General features: G+C 61.3%; 14 protein-coding genes. 6 read left to right on the top strand and 8 right to left on the bottom strand.

Annotation, left to right across the window (positions count from 1 at the left end; genetic code table 11):
• The first annotated feature begins 57 nt into the window (after positions 1-57).
• Positions 58-966: a helix-turn-helix domain-containing protein gene (locus AC6CWS_RS13675; RefSeq protein ID WP_044522848.1), complete on the top strand. Its 909-nt coding sequence runs from the start codon at positions 58-60 to the stop codon at positions 964-966.
• Positions 967-992: 26 nt separating this feature from the next.
• On the opposite strand, the gene AC6CWS_RS13670 is transcribed toward AC6CWS_RS13675, so the two are convergent.
• From AC6CWS_RS13670 to ltnD, 5 genes are read right to left on the bottom strand one after another with little or no spacing between them, the layout of a single operon-like run.
• Positions 993-2,357, bottom strand: coding sequence for a GntP family transporter (locus AC6CWS_RS13670; protein WP_023289599.1), 1,365 nt, complete (start codon positions 2,355-2,357; stop codon positions 993-995).
• A gap of 56 nt (positions 2,358-2,413) precedes the next feature.
• Entirely contained in the window at positions 2,414-3,196 is a 783-nt protein-coding gene (locus AC6CWS_RS13665) for an HPr family phosphocarrier protein (RefSeq protein WP_065882334.1), read from the bottom strand.
• Between the two features lie 4 nt (positions 3,197-3,200).
• The gene (otnC, locus tag AC6CWS_RS13660) at positions 3,201-3,821 is read right to left on the bottom strand and encodes a 3-oxo-tetronate 4-phosphate decarboxylase (RefSeq protein ID WP_023289601.1); all 621 of its coding nucleotides are present in this window, start codon (positions 3,819-3,821) and stop codon (positions 3,201-3,203) included.
• Entirely contained in the window at positions 3,814-5,079 is a 1,266-nt protein-coding gene (otnK, locus tag AC6CWS_RS13655) for a 3-oxo-tetronate kinase (protein ID WP_065882336.1), read from the bottom strand. Before otnK ends, otnC begins: the two co-directional genes overlap by 8 nt.
• Positions 5,080-5,090: 11 nt before the next feature.
• Positions 5,091-5,993 (bottom strand): L-threonate dehydrogenase, encoded by a 903-nt coding sequence (gene ltnD / locus AC6CWS_RS13650; RefSeq protein ID WP_064154652.1) that lies wholly within the window; start codon positions 5,991-5,993, stop codon positions 5,091-5,093.
• A gap of 261 nt (positions 5,994-6,254) precedes the next feature.
• Here ltnD and AC6CWS_RS13645 point away from each other — a divergent pair, with 261 nt between their 5' ends.
• Entirely contained in the window at positions 6,255-7,016 is a 762-nt protein-coding gene (locus tag AC6CWS_RS13645; protein ID WP_023289604.1) for a DeoR/GlpR family DNA-binding transcription regulator, read from the top strand.
• Positions 7,017-7,036: 20 nt separating this feature from the next.
• On the opposite strand, the gene AC6CWS_RS13640 is transcribed toward AC6CWS_RS13645, so the two are convergent.
• The gene (locus AC6CWS_RS13640; RefSeq protein WP_063860898.1) at positions 7,037-7,897 is read right to left on the bottom strand and encodes a broad-spectrum class A beta-lactamase OKP-A-11; all 861 of its coding nucleotides are present in this window, start codon (positions 7,895-7,897) and stop codon (positions 7,037-7,039) included.
• A gap of 181 nt (positions 7,898-8,078) precedes the next feature.
• Between AC6CWS_RS13640 and AC6CWS_RS13635 the strand changes: the two genes are divergently transcribed.
• The 3 genes from AC6CWS_RS13635 (at position 8,079) to AC6CWS_RS13625 (ending at position 9,627) form a co-directional block, all read left to right on the top strand.
• Entirely contained in the window at positions 8,079-8,210 is a 132-nt protein-coding gene (locus tag AC6CWS_RS13635) for a hypothetical protein (RefSeq protein ID WP_023289606.1), read from the top strand.
• The gene (locus AC6CWS_RS13630; RefSeq protein WP_004205993.1) at positions 8,194-8,454 is read left to right on the top strand and encodes a hypothetical protein; all 261 of its coding nucleotides are present in this window, start codon (positions 8,194-8,196) and stop codon (positions 8,452-8,454) included. Before AC6CWS_RS13635 ends, AC6CWS_RS13630 begins: the two co-directional genes overlap by 17 nt.
• 84 nt (positions 8,455-8,538) lie before the next feature.
• On the top strand, positions 8,539-9,627 hold the full coding sequence (locus tag AC6CWS_RS13625; protein WP_048334864.1) for an AAA family ATPase: 1,089 nt from the start codon (positions 8,539-8,541) through the stop codon (positions 9,625-9,627).
• A gap of 29 nt (positions 9,628-9,656) precedes the next feature.
• On the opposite strand, the gene AC6CWS_RS13620 is transcribed toward AC6CWS_RS13625, so the two are convergent.
• Together AC6CWS_RS13620 and AC6CWS_RS13615 are read right to left on the bottom strand one after the other, a co-directional pair.
• Positions 9,657-10,922, bottom strand: coding sequence for an MFS transporter (locus tag AC6CWS_RS13620; RefSeq protein ID WP_048334863.1), 1,266 nt, complete (start codon positions 10,920-10,922; stop codon positions 9,657-9,659).
• Positions 10,923-10,976: 54 nt separating this feature from the next.
• Positions 10,977-14,084, bottom strand: a complete 3,108-nt coding sequence (locus AC6CWS_RS13615) for a beta-galactosidase (RefSeq protein ID WP_065882341.1) — start codon at positions 14,082-14,084, stop codon at positions 10,977-10,979.
• 195 nt (positions 14,085-14,279) lie between these two features.
• Here AC6CWS_RS13615 and AC6CWS_RS13610 point away from each other — a divergent pair, with 195 nt between their 5' ends.
• Entirely contained in the window at positions 14,280-15,344 is a 1,065-nt protein-coding gene (locus AC6CWS_RS13610; RefSeq protein ID WP_065882344.1) for a LacI family DNA-binding transcriptional regulator, read from the top strand.
• Positions 15,345-15,531: the final 187 nt, after the last annotated feature.

Below are 15,531 nucleotides of genomic sequence, written 5' to 3'. Positions count from 1 at the left end.
CCAGTATCTGTTGCTAAAATTAGCGGAGGACAAGATTACAGGAAGTATGTGGTGCTTATGAAGCAAATGCTCTATTTAAAAATGCTGGCGTGGCTGGAGGATAATATCTACTGTAACCCGGCGATCGATGACCTGGCGCAGTATATGGGCTATTCGCGTCGGTTTGTGTACGAGGTGTTTTATCAATATGGCCGGTTACCCATCGGGCAGTATATTCGCCTGCGGCGGCTGACCATCGCAGCGGTCAGTCTGCGTTTAACGCGGCAACCGATCGCCGCCATAGCCTGGCAGTTAAGTTACGATTCGCCGCAGACCTTCTCCCGGGAGTTTAAGAAACGTTTCTCGCTTTCGCCACGGGAGTACCGCTGCGCGGCGCACTGGGACACGGCAAAACTGTTAAAAAAATTCCCCACGGATGATGAGAGCCTGCCTTTGGCTCGGATCTGTTCCCTGCCGGAGCGGGTCTATTATGGCTACCCGATGAAGTATGAACTGCGCCTGTCGGATATGGTGTTGCAAAGTACCGCCAAGACGGCTATCAGACAAAAGGTTGACCGTTTTTTCGCCGCTGGAGGCGGTTCGCTTTCCATACTCTCCGATTACGCGGCAGCGAGTCAAAATGAGCTTAACGTCGAGGTTAACGCCTTTGTCGGTTGTCACGAGGCGCGAAAGCCGTCGTCCGCGTTGACCACCCGGTCGGGGCTGTATGTGGGGGTTGAATTCTACGGCAGCTGGTCACGCTATGCCCGTTTGTCCAGCGATCTCTATCTGGAACAGTTGCCAACGCTGGGGGTAAGCCGTCGGGATGGGCATGACATTGAATGCTTTATGACGCGTCATGCGGAAGGAGGAGAGGCCGAGGAGAAGCGCTATCACGTACGCTATTTTATACCGGTGACGCTGTCAGCGGGAGGCCAGCTGCCGGGCAGCGATAATGAGTTAGTCCCCGCGAAGGGGACACGATAAGGTGGCCGGAGCCACCCGGGTGAATATTACAGTACAAACCACAGCAGCCAGGTGATCAGGAAGCCTGTCACCCCCATGATGGTGGTCAGTACGGTCCAGGTTTTGAGTCCGTCCGGCACCGAGAGCCCGAGATAGCGCGTGACCACCCAGAACCCGGCGTCGTTAACATGCGATAACCCGAGCGAGCCGAAACAGGTCGCCAGCGTCACCAGCACCAGCTGCAGCGGCTCCAGCCCGACAACCGCCTGTGACAGCAGGCCGGAGGTGGTGAGGATCGCCACGGTGGCCGAGCCCTGCGAGGCCCGAAGCACCAGCGACAGCAGGAAAGCGGCGGGCATCAGCGGCAGATGAATCGTCTCCAGCGCCTCGGCTAAGGCATTGCCGATGCCGGAGGCGACCAGCACCCCGCCAAAGGCGCCGCCGGCGCCGGCGACGAGGATCACGTCCGCCGAGGAGGGGATCGCGCTGCCGGTGACTTCTCCCAGCTTTTTCAGGTTCATCCCCCGCCGGATGCCCAGCGTCCAGCTGGCCAGCCCCAGGGAGATCAGCAGGGCGACGGGCGGGGTGCCAATGACGGTCATCAGCTGGCGAATCGCGTTATCCGGCAGCAGCAGGGCCTGACACAGCGTTCCGGAAACAATCAGCACGATGGGCACCACGATCAGCCCGCCGATAACCAGCGCATTCGGCGGCGCCAGTCGGGTCTGCTGGGCGTTGACGGAGAGGTCGGGCACCTCGGCCGTTTGCTGCTGTTCCAGCACGTTAATCGACAGATGATAATGGCGCTGATTGATAGACCGGGCGACAAAATAGCCCACGATACCCACGACGATCGACACTCCAATTCCCGCCAGCATCAACCAGCCGACATCGCTATGCAGAATACCTGCCGCAGCCGCCGCGCCAGGGTGGGTTGGCAATGCCACATGGACGGTTAACATCACTCCGGCCATCGGCAGGCCAAATTTCAGCGGCGACAGATGGGCGACTTTACTGAAGCCGTAAATTAACGGAATGATGATAATAAAGCCGACTTCAAAGAAGACTGGCGTGCCGAGAATAAAAGCCACGATGGTTAAGGCGGCAATAGTCCGTTTAGAACCCAGCACGCCGGTCAGCGTTTTCGCCAGCGATTCGGCGCCGCCGGATATTTCAATAAGCACCCCCAGCATTGATCCCAAAATAATTATGCTGGCGATGTGGCCGAGCAGGCCGCCCATGCCTTTTTCAATGGTGGTAATGATTTTATCCGCCGGAATGCCGGTGGCGAACGCCACCAGCAGGCTGACGATCAGGAGCGCCACAAAAGGATGCGCTTTCGCTTTGATCACCAGCAGGAGCAACAGCACTACGCTGGCTAACGCAATAAGTAACAGCGCCGATGTCGACATAGTTTTGCCTCGGGTATTAACAGGTGTACAGAGAGTTATATTTTTAGAACCGCGCTTTATTTTTTCCGGTAGGGCGAGAACCATTCCAGTCCGGAAAGGGTATCCGCCCTGGGGATATATTCGCAGCCGATCCAACCGTCATAGCCGACGTTATCCAGCAACGCATAGATCCATGAATAATTAATCTCGCCCTCGTCCGGTTCATGGCGGTCGGGCAGGGACGCTATCTGAATATGGCGGTACTGACCGGCATACTCGGTAATAAGATGGCTTAAATTGCCGTCCACTTTCTGCGCATGAAACAGATCTAACTGCACGGCGATGTTTGGCCGGTCGACCCGCTGCGCTATCTCCAGCGTCTGATATTGACTGTGGTAGAAATAGCCCGGTTTGGTCTGCGGATTCAGGGCTTCAATAAGCGCCCGCTTGCCGTGGCGGGCAAAGCACTCGGCGGCGTAGCGCAGGTTATCGAAAAGCTCCGCCTCGCAGGCCGCGCGATCCATCCCCGGCTGCACCACGCCGGCCATAATATGCACCTGCGGACAATCCAGCTGGCAGGCATACTCCAGCGCCAGCTCGATATCACGCCGGGCCTCGGCGCTCCTGCCCGGTAGGGCGGCGAGTCCCCATTCCCCGGCGTTAACGTCGCCGGGCGGGGTATTGAACAGCACCAGCTGCAGCTGGTTTTCCTGCAGGCGCTGTTTAATTTCCCCGGCGGCATACTCATAGGGGAACAGAAACTCCACGGCTTCGAAACCAGCGCGGGCGGCGGCGGCAAAGCGGTCCAGGAACGGCAGTTCGGTAAACAGCATGGATAAATTTGCAGCGAATTTTGGCATGGTTTTATCTCAGTTCATCCACTTCGTCAGCGGTCAGGTAACGGATCTCGCGATTGCCGAGGGTAAACATCAGCCGCGCGGTCTCTTCCAGCTCTTCGGTATTATTGGTGGCTTCGCGCAGCGATGAGCCAGTGACCACCGGACCATGGTTGGCCAGTAAAAAGGCGTTATAGCGCGGCGCCAGGCCGGCCAGCGCCTCGGCAATGCGGTCGTCGCCCGGTCGGTAGTAGGGAACCACCGGGACGTCGCCGACCCGCATCACCACGTAGGGAGTAAAGGGGCGAATACAATTCTGCGGATCGAGCCCCTGCAGGCAGGAGAGCGCGGTCAGATAGTGGCTATGCAAGTGGACGATCGCTTTGCAGGCCGGGTTATGCAAATAGACCGCCCGGTGAAAAGCGATCTCTTTCGACGGTTTGTCGCCGGCGATCCATTCTCCTTGCAGGGTGACCACCGACAACCGCTGGGCCTGCAGCTCGCCCAGGCAGGAGCCGGTCGGCGTCGCCAGCAGGTTGCCGTCCGGCAGCAGGAGCGACAGATTGCCGGCGGAGCCGGTGGCATAACCGCGGTTAAACAACGAGGCGCCAATCTGCACCATCTCATCTCGCAGCTGTTGCTCAGTCATGACAAAACTCCTGCTGGGCACGGGCAAAGAACTGGATATCGCCGAAATTACCTGACTTCAGCGCCAGGGAGAGCGGCTGGCGGGTGTCACGCACCCAGGGAACCCCAGGGGAGATCGTCGGCCCGATATGGAACGCCTCGACCCCCAGCGTCTGCGCCACAATGCTCGACGTTTCCCCTCCGGCCACAATAAACCGGGTGAATCCTTTCTCCTTCAGCGCGGCGGCGAGGGCGGCGAACAGCTGTTCCACCCGTTCGCTGCTGGCCTTGTCGCCATACTGCGCCTGGATCCGCTGCAGCGTTTGCGGCTCAGTCGTGGCATAGACCATCGGCGCCAGCGGCGAATCGCGGTTTGCGTCCACCCAGGCCGCCAGCGTCCCGGCATAGCCCTCCAGATCGGTAAAGCAGGCGCTTAAGTCGACGGCGCGGGCGGGAGCCTGTTCACGATAGGCCGCCACCTGGCTGTTGGTCATCAGCGAACAGGAGCCCGAGAGCACTACCGCCGGGCCGGGCAGCGGCATGCCCGCCTGGGATCCCTCACCCTGGGTTCCGTGGCGCTGCGCCCAGTCGCGGGCGATGCCGATGGCGAGACCAGAGCCGCCGGAGACCAGCTTCATCTCCCGCAGCGCCGCCCCCTGGGTCAGCAAATGCTGTTCACTGAGGGCGTCGAGCACCACATAGCGCACCGCCGGGTCGCTGATTGCCGCCAGCGCTGCAGCGACCGCCTCCGGCCCCTGATCGATAATCGGCCAGGCGATCAGCGCCGCTTTTCCGCCGCCCTGGCGCTCGATTAAGCGGCCCAGGTGGGCATCCTCCATCGGCGTCACCGGATGGTGGCGCATCCCTGACTCATTGAGTAACTGCTGGCCGACAAACAGATACCCCTGATAGACCGTGCGGCCGTTTACCGGCAGCGCCGGGGAAATCACCGTCCGGGTCTCGCCCAGCTCTGCCAGCAGAGCATCCAGTACCGGGCCAATGTTGCCCTGCGCGGTGCTGTCGAACGTGGAACAATACTTAAAATAAAATTGCTGACAGCCCCGGGCCTGCAGCCAGCGCAGGGCCGCCAGCGACTGGCTGACGGCGGTTTCCACCGGGCAGGAGCGCGTTTTCAGGCTGATCACCACCGCTTCGCTGGTCAGCGGCAGTTCGTGGGGCGGTACGCCGTTTAGCTGCACCGTCGCCATGCCGTTGCGTACGAGGAAGCTGGCAATATCCGTGGCGCCGGTAAAGTCATCGGCAATGACACCAAGCTGCATCTTGTCTCTCCTCACTGTTTATGGCCCGGCAGGGTAATGCCGTTGAAGATCTTGATCACCGCGCTGTCATCTTCCCGGCCGAATCCGGCGTTGCTGGCGGAGGTGAACATATTCAGCGCGGTGGTGGCGAGCGGCAGCGGGAAGGTCAGCGCCCGGGCGGTGTCATTCACCAGGCCGAGATCTTTGACAAAAATATCGACGGCGGATTTTGGCGAGTAATCGCCATCCAGGACGTGCTGCATACGATTCTCAAACATCCACGAATTACCCGCCGCGTGGGTCACCACGTCGTACATCGTCTCCAGCGGGATGCCGGCGCGGGCGGCGAGGGCCATCGCTTCGGCGGCGACGGCGATATGCACCCCGGCCAGCAGCTGATGGATGATTTTTACCGTCGAACCGAGGCCAATGTCGCTCCCGATGCGATAGACTTTGCCGGCCACCGCGTCCAGCACTGGCGCGAGGCGGGCGAAGGCGGCATCGCTCCCGGAGGCCATCACCGTCATGTCGCCGGCGGCCGCTTTCACCGCGCCGCCCGATACCGGCGCGTCGAGCATCAATAGCTGGTATTCCGCCAGCGCCGCGGCAATCGCCTGGGCATCGGCGGAGGCGATGGTTGACGACACCATCACCGCGGTTCCCGGCTTCAGATGGGCGGCGAGGCCGCTCTCGCCGAACAGGATCCCCCGAACCTGGGCGGCATTGACCACCAGCAGCACGACGGCATCCAGCTCAGCGGCGAAAGGCACTGCGCTGGGGCCTGCGCCTTTGGCGCCCGCCTCCAGCAGCGCGCGGCAGTTGTCGGGATTGATGTCCACCCCCCAGGTGTTCAGGCCCGCCTGCAGGCAGGCGCGGGCGGCGCCCATGCCCATCGAACCCAGTCCAATCACGCAGACGTTAGTGTGTGCAGTCATGCCGGTCTCCTTGTGAATATTCGTTAATTAATGTGATTTAATGATAGAATAAAGCGTTGCCATGTGAAATTATGTGAGAGTTATCACGAATAACCCACATGAATATAAAAAATTCACAGACGGAAAGTGGCTGCGCGACGGCGATTCTTGCCCTAAAATAGCGTAAAAACAGCGGTCAAGCAGCGATAACAGCACAGGGGATCTTCAGGTTCCCGGCGTGAGTGGTAAACTCTGGTGTGAAAAAATGGTAAGGGGAGAGCGGTGATTCCAATAGAACGTCATCAGCGTATTTTAGCCCTGGTGGAGCAGCGCGGGGCGGTGAGCATTAATGAGCTGACGGAGATCCTCGGCGTGTCCCATATGACTATCCGTCGCGACGTCAGTAAGCTGGAAGAACAGGGGCTGCTGGTCAGCGTCTCGGGCGGCGTGCGCGCCGTCAGCCGGCTGGCCGCAGAGCCCAGTCATCTGGTGAAAAGCACTCTACAGAGTGAGGAGAAACAGGCCATCGGCGCGCTGGCGGCCAGTCACATCGCCAAAAACAGCTGCATCTATCTCGATGCCGGCACCACCACCCTGGCGCTGGCGCGGGCGATCCTCGACCGGGACGACCTGCAGGTGGTCACCAACGATTTTGAGATAACCCAGCTGCTGATCGATGCCAGCCAGTGCGGCGTGATCCACACCGGCGGCACCCTGTGCCGGGAGAACCGCTCCTGCGTCGGCGAGTCGGCGGCGCGGACCTTGCGCCACCTGGCTATCGATACGGCCTTTATCTCCGCCAGCGGCTGGGACAGCCGCGGGATTTTCACCCCTGATGAGAACAAGGTCACCGTCAAGGAGACCGTCAGCCAGGTCAGCGCCAGAAGCATCCTGCTGTGCGACAGTTCGAAATACAATCAGGTGGCCACGTTTATGGCGTTACCCTTGACCCGCTTTACCACCATCATTACCGACCGGCATCTCTCCGATGCTGCCGCCACACATATCGCCCGGCACGCTTGCGAGGTGCTGCGCGCCGGGTAAGGCACGTGACCTTCGCCGGACTAGCGCTGCCAGTGCTCGATCAGCGCCGCGCCTATTCTGGCGATCTGCTGGTTACGCTCGGCCATGGTCGCCGGCGTATCCCGCAGATAGATCACCACGATGCGCTCCGCTTTGCCGTTCGGGCCGAGCAGGGCGACAATGCCGCGTGAGCCCCGCTCGCCGGCCCCGGTTTTATCGGCGATAAACCAGCCCGCCGGCAGCACGGCGCGGATCAGCGGACCGGCCACCTGGTCGTCCACCATCCACTGCAGCAGCTGCTGCTGCGAACGGGCGCTCAGCGCGTGGCTGGTTAGCAGCTTGCGCAGGGTGGCGGCCATGCTGGCTGGGGTGGTGGTGTCGCGCACGTCGCCGGGAAGCGCCTCATTGAGCTCCGTTTCCCAGCGGTCAAGGCGGGTGACGTTGTCACCGATCTGGCGCAGAAAAGCGGTCAATCCCGCGGGGCCGCCAACGCTCTTCAACAGCAGATTGCCGGCGCTGTTGTCGCTCATGGTGATGGCGGCGGCGCAGAGTTCGCCAACGGTCATCCCGTCGGCAAGGTGTTTTTCGCTGACCGGGGAGTAGTCCACCAGATCCTGCTGGCGGTAGCGGATCCGCCGATCCAGCTGTTCGTCTCCGGCATCCACCCGGGCCAGCACCGCGCCGCAGAGCAGCACTTTAAAGGTGCTCATCAGCGGAAAGCGCTCACTGGCGCGCCAGGCGGCCAGCGTGCGGCCGCTGGCCAGATCCATTTCAACATAGCCCACGCGGCCCGCCAGCTGACTTTCGCTGCGTGTAACTTGCTCGAGCGGCGGAGGGCTGGCGAATGCCGCCAGTGGCAGGGCGGCAATCAGGGAGATAAGGCACAGGCGAACATAACGCATAACCGCAATACTTCCTTGAATCAGGGCCATTAAAGGCGAGTAGAGGAGTGATAAAATAGAATAACCTGGCGTTTTGCTGATTCACAATTCCTCTTTTTTCCTTCATCATTTGTCATCTTTTATTTCGAATAATCAATATTTAGCTCAGCCTAAGCACGCTATTTTTTGACTCAAGGCCGCAATGAACTATAAGAAAGTACTTAAGACCGCACTCTGGCTGGCGCCGCTGTTTGCTGACGATACGCCCGCCGCGCTGCGCGGTTTGCCAATGATCTATGCCATCCCGGGAGGAACTGGTGCACCCGATAATTAAGGTCATGCTGGTGGGCGGTAAGGCGGATGGACTGCTGGTCAGCGTCGCCGACGATGCGACCGAGGTCTCAGTGACGCCTGCGCAATACGGTGCGCCGTCCGGCCAGCCGCTCAGCTATCGTATCGTGAGTCAAACCATTGACGATGAACGCTATTTCTTTGGCGTTTTCAGTGACGCCCATCAGGATAGCGATAAGCTGACGCGGGTGGCGCTGACCCGCGGAATGAAAAAAATGTTCTGTTAAACCCGGTCGGAGAGAGGGGGCGATAGTATCCCTGCCGCGGCTTTGCTACTGTGGCAGCCTTCTCTCACCGGGCCAGGACGCATCATGATTCAGTACATCCGTATTCAAAACTTTCGCTCAGTCAGGGATATCGCGCTGGAGCTGGGGCCGCTGAACATTGTCTTCGGCCCTAACGGCTGCGGCAAATCCAATATTTACAACGCTATCCATCTGTTGAGCGCGGCTGCCGACGGCAGGCTGTCGGGATTTATCAGCGAAGAGGGGGGCCTTGAAAATATGATGTGGTCCGGAGATCGTTCTCCCCTCGATCGCCATCCCCGCCGGCTGCAAATCGCCTGTCGGACGGAGAGCTTTGATTATGAACTGCAGGTTGGTTTCCCGGAAAAATTGCCCTATCCGACGCAGTTCATGCTCGATCCCATCGTCAAAGAAGAGAACATCTGGCTGGCGGGCTATTCCCGTCGGCCTTCCTCCCGCGTACTGCAGCGTAAGAATCAGGCGGCGTTCCTCGTCGATGTCGCCGGGGAGAAAAGCACCTTCACCGAGAGTATTTATGAAAACGAGTCGGTGTTCGGTCAGCTTGGCGAGCCGCACCGTTTTCCTGAGGTGTCGCGGGTGCGCGAGACCCTGCGCCGCTGGCGGTTTTACCATGAATTCGCTATCGGCCGCCATTCACCGCTGCGCCAGCCGGCCGTCGGCTACCGTTCGCCGGTGCTCGACAGCGACGGCCATAATCTGGCGGCCGCCTTTCAGACCATTGTCGAGATCGGCGCGGAGGAGATTTTGCACGAGATCCTCGCCGACGCCTTTCCCGGCTGCCAGTTTTACTGTGAAAACGAGCACTCGCGTTTCGCGCTGAAAATGCGCCGGGAGGGGATCCGCCGCCCGCTGCTGGCGGCGGAGATGTCCGACGGCACGCTGCGTTTTCTCTGCCTCGCCGTCGCGCTGCTCAGCCCGCGCCCACCGGCCTTTCTGGCGATCAATGAACCGGAAAACAGCCTGCATCGCGACATGCTCCCGGCGCTGGCCAGGCTGATCGTCGAGGCCTCCCGCTACAGCCAGATCTGGCTGACCAGCCACTCGGCAGAGCTGGCGGATCTCATCGCCGCCGGGGCTGCCTGCCAGCGCTATGCGCTGGAGAATAGCGGCGGAGAGACGCGCATTGTAGAGTGAACCCCGTCATCCCTGACGGGCGCGCCCGGTCAGGCGGGGGTCTGCGTCTCCGCTGTCGGCAGCAGGCTTTTGCCGCCGCGTAAGGTGATGAACGAGAGCAGGGTAAAGCTCAGGGTGATGCAGCCGAGGATCAGATAGGCCTGATGGAAGCCGACGGTGTCGTACATCCGGCCCACCCAGGCGGAAAGTACCACCCCGGACAGCTGTTTCGACAGGTTAAAGCCGATCAGAAACAGGGTGGCTGAGAGCCGCGGGTTAAAGGCGGAGGAGATATATTTAAAGGTCCCGACCAGCAGGAAGGGGATCTCAAACATATGCAGCATCTTGAGGATCACCACTTCCACCGCCGATGAGGCAAAAGACGACCCGAGAATACGCACCGACATGATCATCCCCGCGGTCAGCAGGGCGTTTTTGGCCCCGATACGGTTAACGATGGCCGGGGCGCAGAACATGATCACGGCATTGAGCAGCTCGCCACCGGTGGTGACGAAGCCAAACACTTCGGTACCGCGCTGCGGACTGGCGAAGAAGCTTTTGAAAAAGTTAGCAAATTGCTGGTCAAACACGTCGTAGACGCTGGCGACCCCCACCACATAGACGATAAAGCCCCAGAAGCGCGGCATACGCAGCAGCTCTGCCGCCGTACGCAGCGAAAAGGCCTGGCGATTGGCCCCGAGCGCCTCGATAACCTGGGCGCTGTTGCTGCTTTCCGGACGCGACAGCCAGAGCAGAAGACCCAGCACCAGCGCAAAGCCGGAGGCGATCCAGAAGGTAATATTGGGGTCGATGCCGAACAGCACGCCGGTTATCGAGGCGCACAGCGCCCAGCCGACGCAGCCAGCGACCCGCACTTTGCCATATTCAAAGCGGTTTGCCCGGCTGACGCGCTCGATATAGGCTTCCACCGCCCCGGAGCCGCTGGAGAAAACAATCCCCAGGTAGATCCCGCCCACCAGCGAACCGGCGATAATATTCATCTGCAGCAGCGGGGAGAAAACGAAAATAAAGAACGGCGCGAACAGAATTAACAGCACCGTAATAGTCCACAGCAGATGTTTGCGCAGGCCGAGCTTATCCGACATTAAACCAAATACCGGCTGAAAAATAATCGCGAACAACGAGATGGAGGAGAAGACGATCCCGGTTTCCGTTTTGGTTAAATGGTTAACGTCCGCCAACCACACCGGGAAAAACGGAAAATAGGCCGACATAATGAAATAGTAAAAGAAAAAGAACAGCAGGAAATAGACAAAATTATGCCGTTCTCGCGGCGCCAGTTCAGAGAATTTCATCACCATGATCCCTTGTTATTCTGTTTGTAGGGTGGGGGCTGCCGCCCCCACGGATTAAAGGCAACGCAATGAGACCTCGTACTGCCAGCGCGTTTGGGTCAGGAGCCACTGCGGCAGCACGCTTGGGGTCCAGGAGTCATCGCCTCCCACCCCCATATGCAGGCCGTCAAGGGTGATCCACACGCCGTCTTCGGCCTCCATCTTGTGCCAGTGGTCGGTCTCCATCAGCTGACGGGTGCTCCACGGCTGAACGGAGAAGTGGAAATGACCGCTGACGTGCCAGCGTCCCCAGTCCAGCGCCTGAGTATCACAGCGCAGGCCGTTTTCCGTCGGGAAGATGTAGGGGGTGGTCATCGCCGCCAGCGGCTGCTCCCAGCGGGCGAAGCAGGCGCTGCTCCGCCGGTCGGGGTAGTTCTCATGCGGCCCCAGCCCCAGCCAGCTCACCGGCGCCTGCTGATCCGCCACCTGGAAGTGCAGCCCGACCCGCGGCAGCGGCGGCAGCGTTTCCGCGCGCTCGCCGTCCACCGCCAGCCGCACCGTTCCGTCCGCGGTAAAGCGCAGATGCCAGTGGCTGACAATCACCACCTCGTCGCCGCGCAGGTAGTGCCAGCGGCTGTCGACAAGGGTCTCATTCGCCAGACGCTGGGCGTCGCACTGCACGCAGCGCGCCTCAAGGTCGAACAGGCCGGCGCTTTTCCAGCGCTCCACCCAGGCGTTGGGGTCGATGCGCTCCACTTCGCTGATCCCGATGTCGTTGTCGAGCGGCGCACGGATAAACTGATCCCGCAGGGGGGTCAGCAGCTGCTCCTGACCGCCAACCGACCAGCCACTCAGCAAACCGGTCCGGCGATCGACGGTCCAGCACTGAGTGCCAGCGCGGATCTGCCAGGCCTCATCGCTGACGATAAGAGCCGGGGCGCCGGCTGGCACCGTGGGCGCAGGCAGCGCCAGCGGCGCCGGCAGGGGATACTGCTGCCAGGCGACGCGATGCTCCGCCGGGGACCAGGCTGTCGCCTGGGGCTGGACCACCTCCAGCGTCAGCCACACGGCGCGGGCGCCTGGCGGCAGGATCAGACTGTCGAGCAGCGTTATCTCGTCGCTGCCCTCAGGCGGGAGCGCCAGCGTCAGGTTGCCGTGGTACAGGGTTTCACCAGCCGCCTGCACCTGCCAGCGCAGCGCTTCGTTATCGGTCTGGCGGAACAGGTATTCGCTGGCGATGCGCACCCGCAGCGGCGAGGTCGACAGCAGGGCGAACTGGAAATACTGCTGGGCGTGCTTCGCCTCGACCAGCGACGGATGCGGCGTGCGATCGGGGAACACCAGACCGTTCATACAGAACTGGCGATCGTTCGGCTTATCGCCAAAGTCGCCGCCGTAGGCCCAGCCGACGCTGCCGTCGTCAAAGATTTTGCGGATCGCCTGGTCGGCCCAGTCCCAGATAAACCCGCCCTGCAGCCGCGGATACTCGCGGAAGGCCTGCCAGTAATCGGCGAAGTTGCCGAGGCTGTTGCCCATCGCGTGGGCGTACTCGCAGAGGATCAGCGGCCGCTGCTCGCCGGGCAGGCTGATCCATTTTTTGATCCCCCACTTCGGTACCGCCGGGATCGGCTGGTCGCGTTCGACGCGGGCGTACATCGGACAGATAATATCGGTGGCGGTGGTATCCGCGCCGCCGCCCTCGTACTGCACCGGACGGGTCGGGTCGTTACGCTTCAGCCAGTGGTACAGCGCTTCGTGGTTGCCGCCGCCGCCGGATTCGTTGCCCAGCGACCAGATGATAATGCACGGATGGTTGCGGTTGCTCTGTACCATCCGGGTGACGCGGGCGCTGAAGGCTGGCAGCCACGCCGGATCGTCGGACAGACGATTCATCGGCACCATGCCGTGGGTTTCAATATTGGCTTCATCGACCACGTACAGACCGTAGCGGTTGCACAGCTCATACCAGCGCGGGGCGTTGGGGTAGTGCGAGCAGCGGACGGCGTTAAAGTTGTTCTGCTTCATCAACAGAATGTCCTGCACCATATCCGCCTCGCTGACCACCTGACCGCGTAAATGGTGGTGTTCATGGCGGTTAACGCCGCGGATCAGCAGCGGTTTGCCGTTAAGGCGCAGCAGGCCGTCGGCGATCTCGATGCGGCGAAAACCGATATCCCACGCCTCTGCCTCCAGTAATGCCTCGCCGCGCCACAGGGTGACCACCGCCCGGTAGCAATCCGGGGTTTCCGCGCTCCAGTGCGCCGGCGCCGCCACCGCCAGGGAGAAATCGACCCGTTCGGCGTAACGGCCGCGCTCATCCACCGTCGGGGTGCCTAACGGCTGACGGTGGGCAACGACAGGCTGCTCGCCGCGCCACAGGCTAACCCCGACGCTGAGCCCGGCAAGCGCCGCTTCTGTCGCCTCGACGGTCGCCTGGACCTGCAGAGTGCCGTCGCGGCAGAGGGCGTCAAGGGTCGGCGTCAGCTGGACGTCGCTCAGCCGCTGGTGCGGCTTATTCAGCAGCCACACCGAGCGGAAAATACCGCTCATCCGCCACATATCCTGGTCTTCCAGCCAGCTGCCGGCGCTCCAGCGCATGACCATCACGCACAGGCGGTTGTCGCCCGGACGCAGAAAAGGGCTGAGATCGAACGCAGCCGGCAGGCGGCTGTCCTGGGAATAACCGACCCAGGCGCCGTTGCACCAGAGATGAAAGGCCGAGTTAACGCCGTCGAAAATAATCTGCGTCTGCCCGTCCGCGCGCCAGGCGTCATCGATCGCAACGTGCAGGGAGTAACAGCCGGTTGGGTTATCCTCCGGCACCCGCGGCGGGGTGGTGTCGATGGGGTAGCGGACGTTGGTGTAGATCGGCGCGTCATAGCCCTCCATCTGCCAGTTGGAGGGCACCGGCGTGCCGCGGCTGCCCGGCAGGTCCTGCGTCAGCCACTGCGCATCGACGGCAAACGGGCTGCGGGCGTAAGCAAATTGCCACTCGCCGTCCAGCTGACGACGATGGGGCGAAGGATGATTATCGCGGGCGGCAAGCTCATCGCGCCAGCTGGCGAACGCGGGATGGGCCGGCAGGCGGTTGAGATGGGTAATGGTCTGGTTCTGCCAGTCTTCGCGGGCGAGGACGGCGTGGAAGTCAGGCGCGTGGCGGCGACTGGTATCGCTTATTGGCATAGTAATCCCCGGTAAGTCAGAAAATGTCGATCGCTAAACAGGATGAAGAACGTTATCGGGTAATTTGTTTTTTCCAGCAACGACGGCGGAAATGAAATTGACAGACGATCACGAAAGCGGGGGTAATACGCTGTTTTTTGTCGTGCGTTAAACATAAAATGTTAGCGCACGACATTTTGTCGATGAGGAGAAACTATGCCGCGTCGTACCGCAACCCTGGAGGATGTCGCCCGCGCGGCGGGCGTCTCCCAACAGACGGTCTCCCGGGTTCTGAACCGTCCGGAAGTGGTGTCAGCCCGCACCCGCGAGCAGGTGATCCGCGCGATGCAGACGCTGCACTACGTGCCTAACCGCTCGGCGCAGCTGCTCGCCGGCAAAGCGGCGCCCTCCATTGGGCTGATTACCGCCTCGCTGACCCTGCATGCCCCCTCGCAGATCGCCGCCGCGGTAAAGAGCCATGCCAGTCTGCACCAGCTGGAGGTGGCGATAGCGATGCCAGCGCAGGCCGACTTCGCCGCGCTGCAGGCCCGGCTGGACGAACTGCGCGCCCAGCATATTCGCGGGGTGATCGTCAGCCTGCCGCTGGAGAGCGCCACCGCCGAGCGGCTGGTTAAAGAGAACCCGGATATGGCCTGCCTGTTTCTTGACGTCTCCCCGGAGGCCGATGTCTGCTGCGTGCGCTTCGACCATCGCGACGGCTGCGGAGCCTGCGTGCGCCATCTTTGGGAGCTCGGGCATCGCGAATTTGGCCTGCTGGCGGGGCCGGAAAGTTCGGTTTCCGCCCGTCTGCGTCTCGCCAGCTGGCGCGAGGCGCTGCACAGTCTGAACATTGCCCGTTCAACCACGGTGTTCGGTGACTGGAGCGCCGCCAGCGGCTGGCAGAAAACCTTCGAACTGCTGCACCTCCAGCCGCGGATCAGCGCCATTGTGGTGGCCAACGATCAGATGGCGCTCGGGGTACTCAGCGCGCTGGCCCAGCTCAATCGCAGCGGCAGCCAGGCGGTGTCGGTGACCGGCTATGACGACACCGCCGACAGTCTTTACTTTCAGCCGCCGCTCACCACGGTGGCGCAGGACTTCGATCTGCTGGGCAAACGGGCCGTGGAGCGGCTGATTGCTCTGATGGCAGCCCCGCAGATGCGGATCCGCGAGCTGCTGCCGACCCGGCTCATCGTGCGCCAGTCGGCGTGGCCGCTCGCCGACGCGGAGGACCGGCAACAGACCCTGGCGCAGCTGAAAGCGTTGGTGGAGAGGCTTTAGCCGCAGGCCGTTGAGGATTTATTGAGGTTGACCATGCTAACCTTGGGATCAAACGTAGAGAGGTCAGGATCCTCTGCCTGCGAAAAATGCAAAATACAATCTATCCATGCAAGCATTGATTTACCGCCAGTCACATGGCGGTTTTTTTTTGCATCACCCCCGTTTTCCGCGTTGTTCCGTTGGTTTT

This window comes from Klebsiella sp. M041 (assembly GCF_059759695.1).
This window is presented reverse-complemented; position numbering and strand designations above follow the sequence as displayed.

What these genes read in the sequence shown, in the direction of transcription:
- AC6CWS_RS13635 (WP_023289606.1), top strand. Translation starts at nt 8,079, where the DNA reads ATGAACTATAAGAAAGTACTTAAGACCGCACTCTGGCTGGCGCCGCTG.
- AC6CWS_RS13675 (WP_044522848.1), top strand. Translation starts at nt 58, where the DNA reads ATGAAGCAAATGCTCTATTTAAAAATGCTGGCGTGGCTGGAGGATAAT.
- AC6CWS_RS13610 (WP_065882344.1), top strand. Translation starts at nt 14,280, where the DNA reads ATGCCGCGTCGTACCGCAACCCTGGAGGATGTCGCCCGCGCGGCGGGC.
- AC6CWS_RS13640 (WP_063860898.1), bottom strand. Translation starts at nt 7,897, where the DNA reads ATGCGTTATGTTCGCCTGTGCCTTATCTCCCTGATTGCCGCCCTGCCA.
- otnC (WP_023289601.1), bottom strand. Translation starts at nt 3,821, where the DNA reads ATGACTGAGCAACAGCTGCGAGATGAGATGGTGCAGATTGGCGCCTCG.
- AC6CWS_RS13670 (WP_023289599.1), bottom strand. Translation starts at nt 2,357, where the DNA reads ATGTCGACATCGGCGCTGTTACTTATTGCGTTAGCCAGCGTAGTGCTG.
- AC6CWS_RS13665 (WP_065882334.1), bottom strand. Translation starts at nt 3,196, where the DNA reads ATGCCAAAATTCGCTGCAAATTTATCCATGCTGTTTACCGAACTGCCG.
- AC6CWS_RS13625 (WP_048334864.1), top strand. Translation starts at nt 8,539, where the DNA reads ATGATTCAGTACATCCGTATTCAAAACTTTCGCTCAGTCAGGGATATC.
- AC6CWS_RS13615 (WP_065882341.1), bottom strand. Translation starts at nt 14,084, where the DNA reads ATGCCAATAAGCGATACCAGTCGCCGCCACGCGCCTGACTTCCACGCC.
- AC6CWS_RS13620 (WP_048334863.1), bottom strand. Translation starts at nt 10,922, where the DNA reads ATGAAATTCTCTGAACTGGCGCCGCGAGAACGGCATAATTTTGTCTAT.
- otnK (WP_065882336.1), bottom strand. Translation starts at nt 5,079, where the DNA reads ATGCAGCTTGGTGTCATTGCCGATGACTTTACCGGCGCCACGGATATT.
- ltnD (WP_064154652.1), bottom strand. Translation starts at nt 5,993, where the DNA reads ATGACTGCACACACTAACGTCTGCGTGATTGGACTGGGTTCGATGGGC.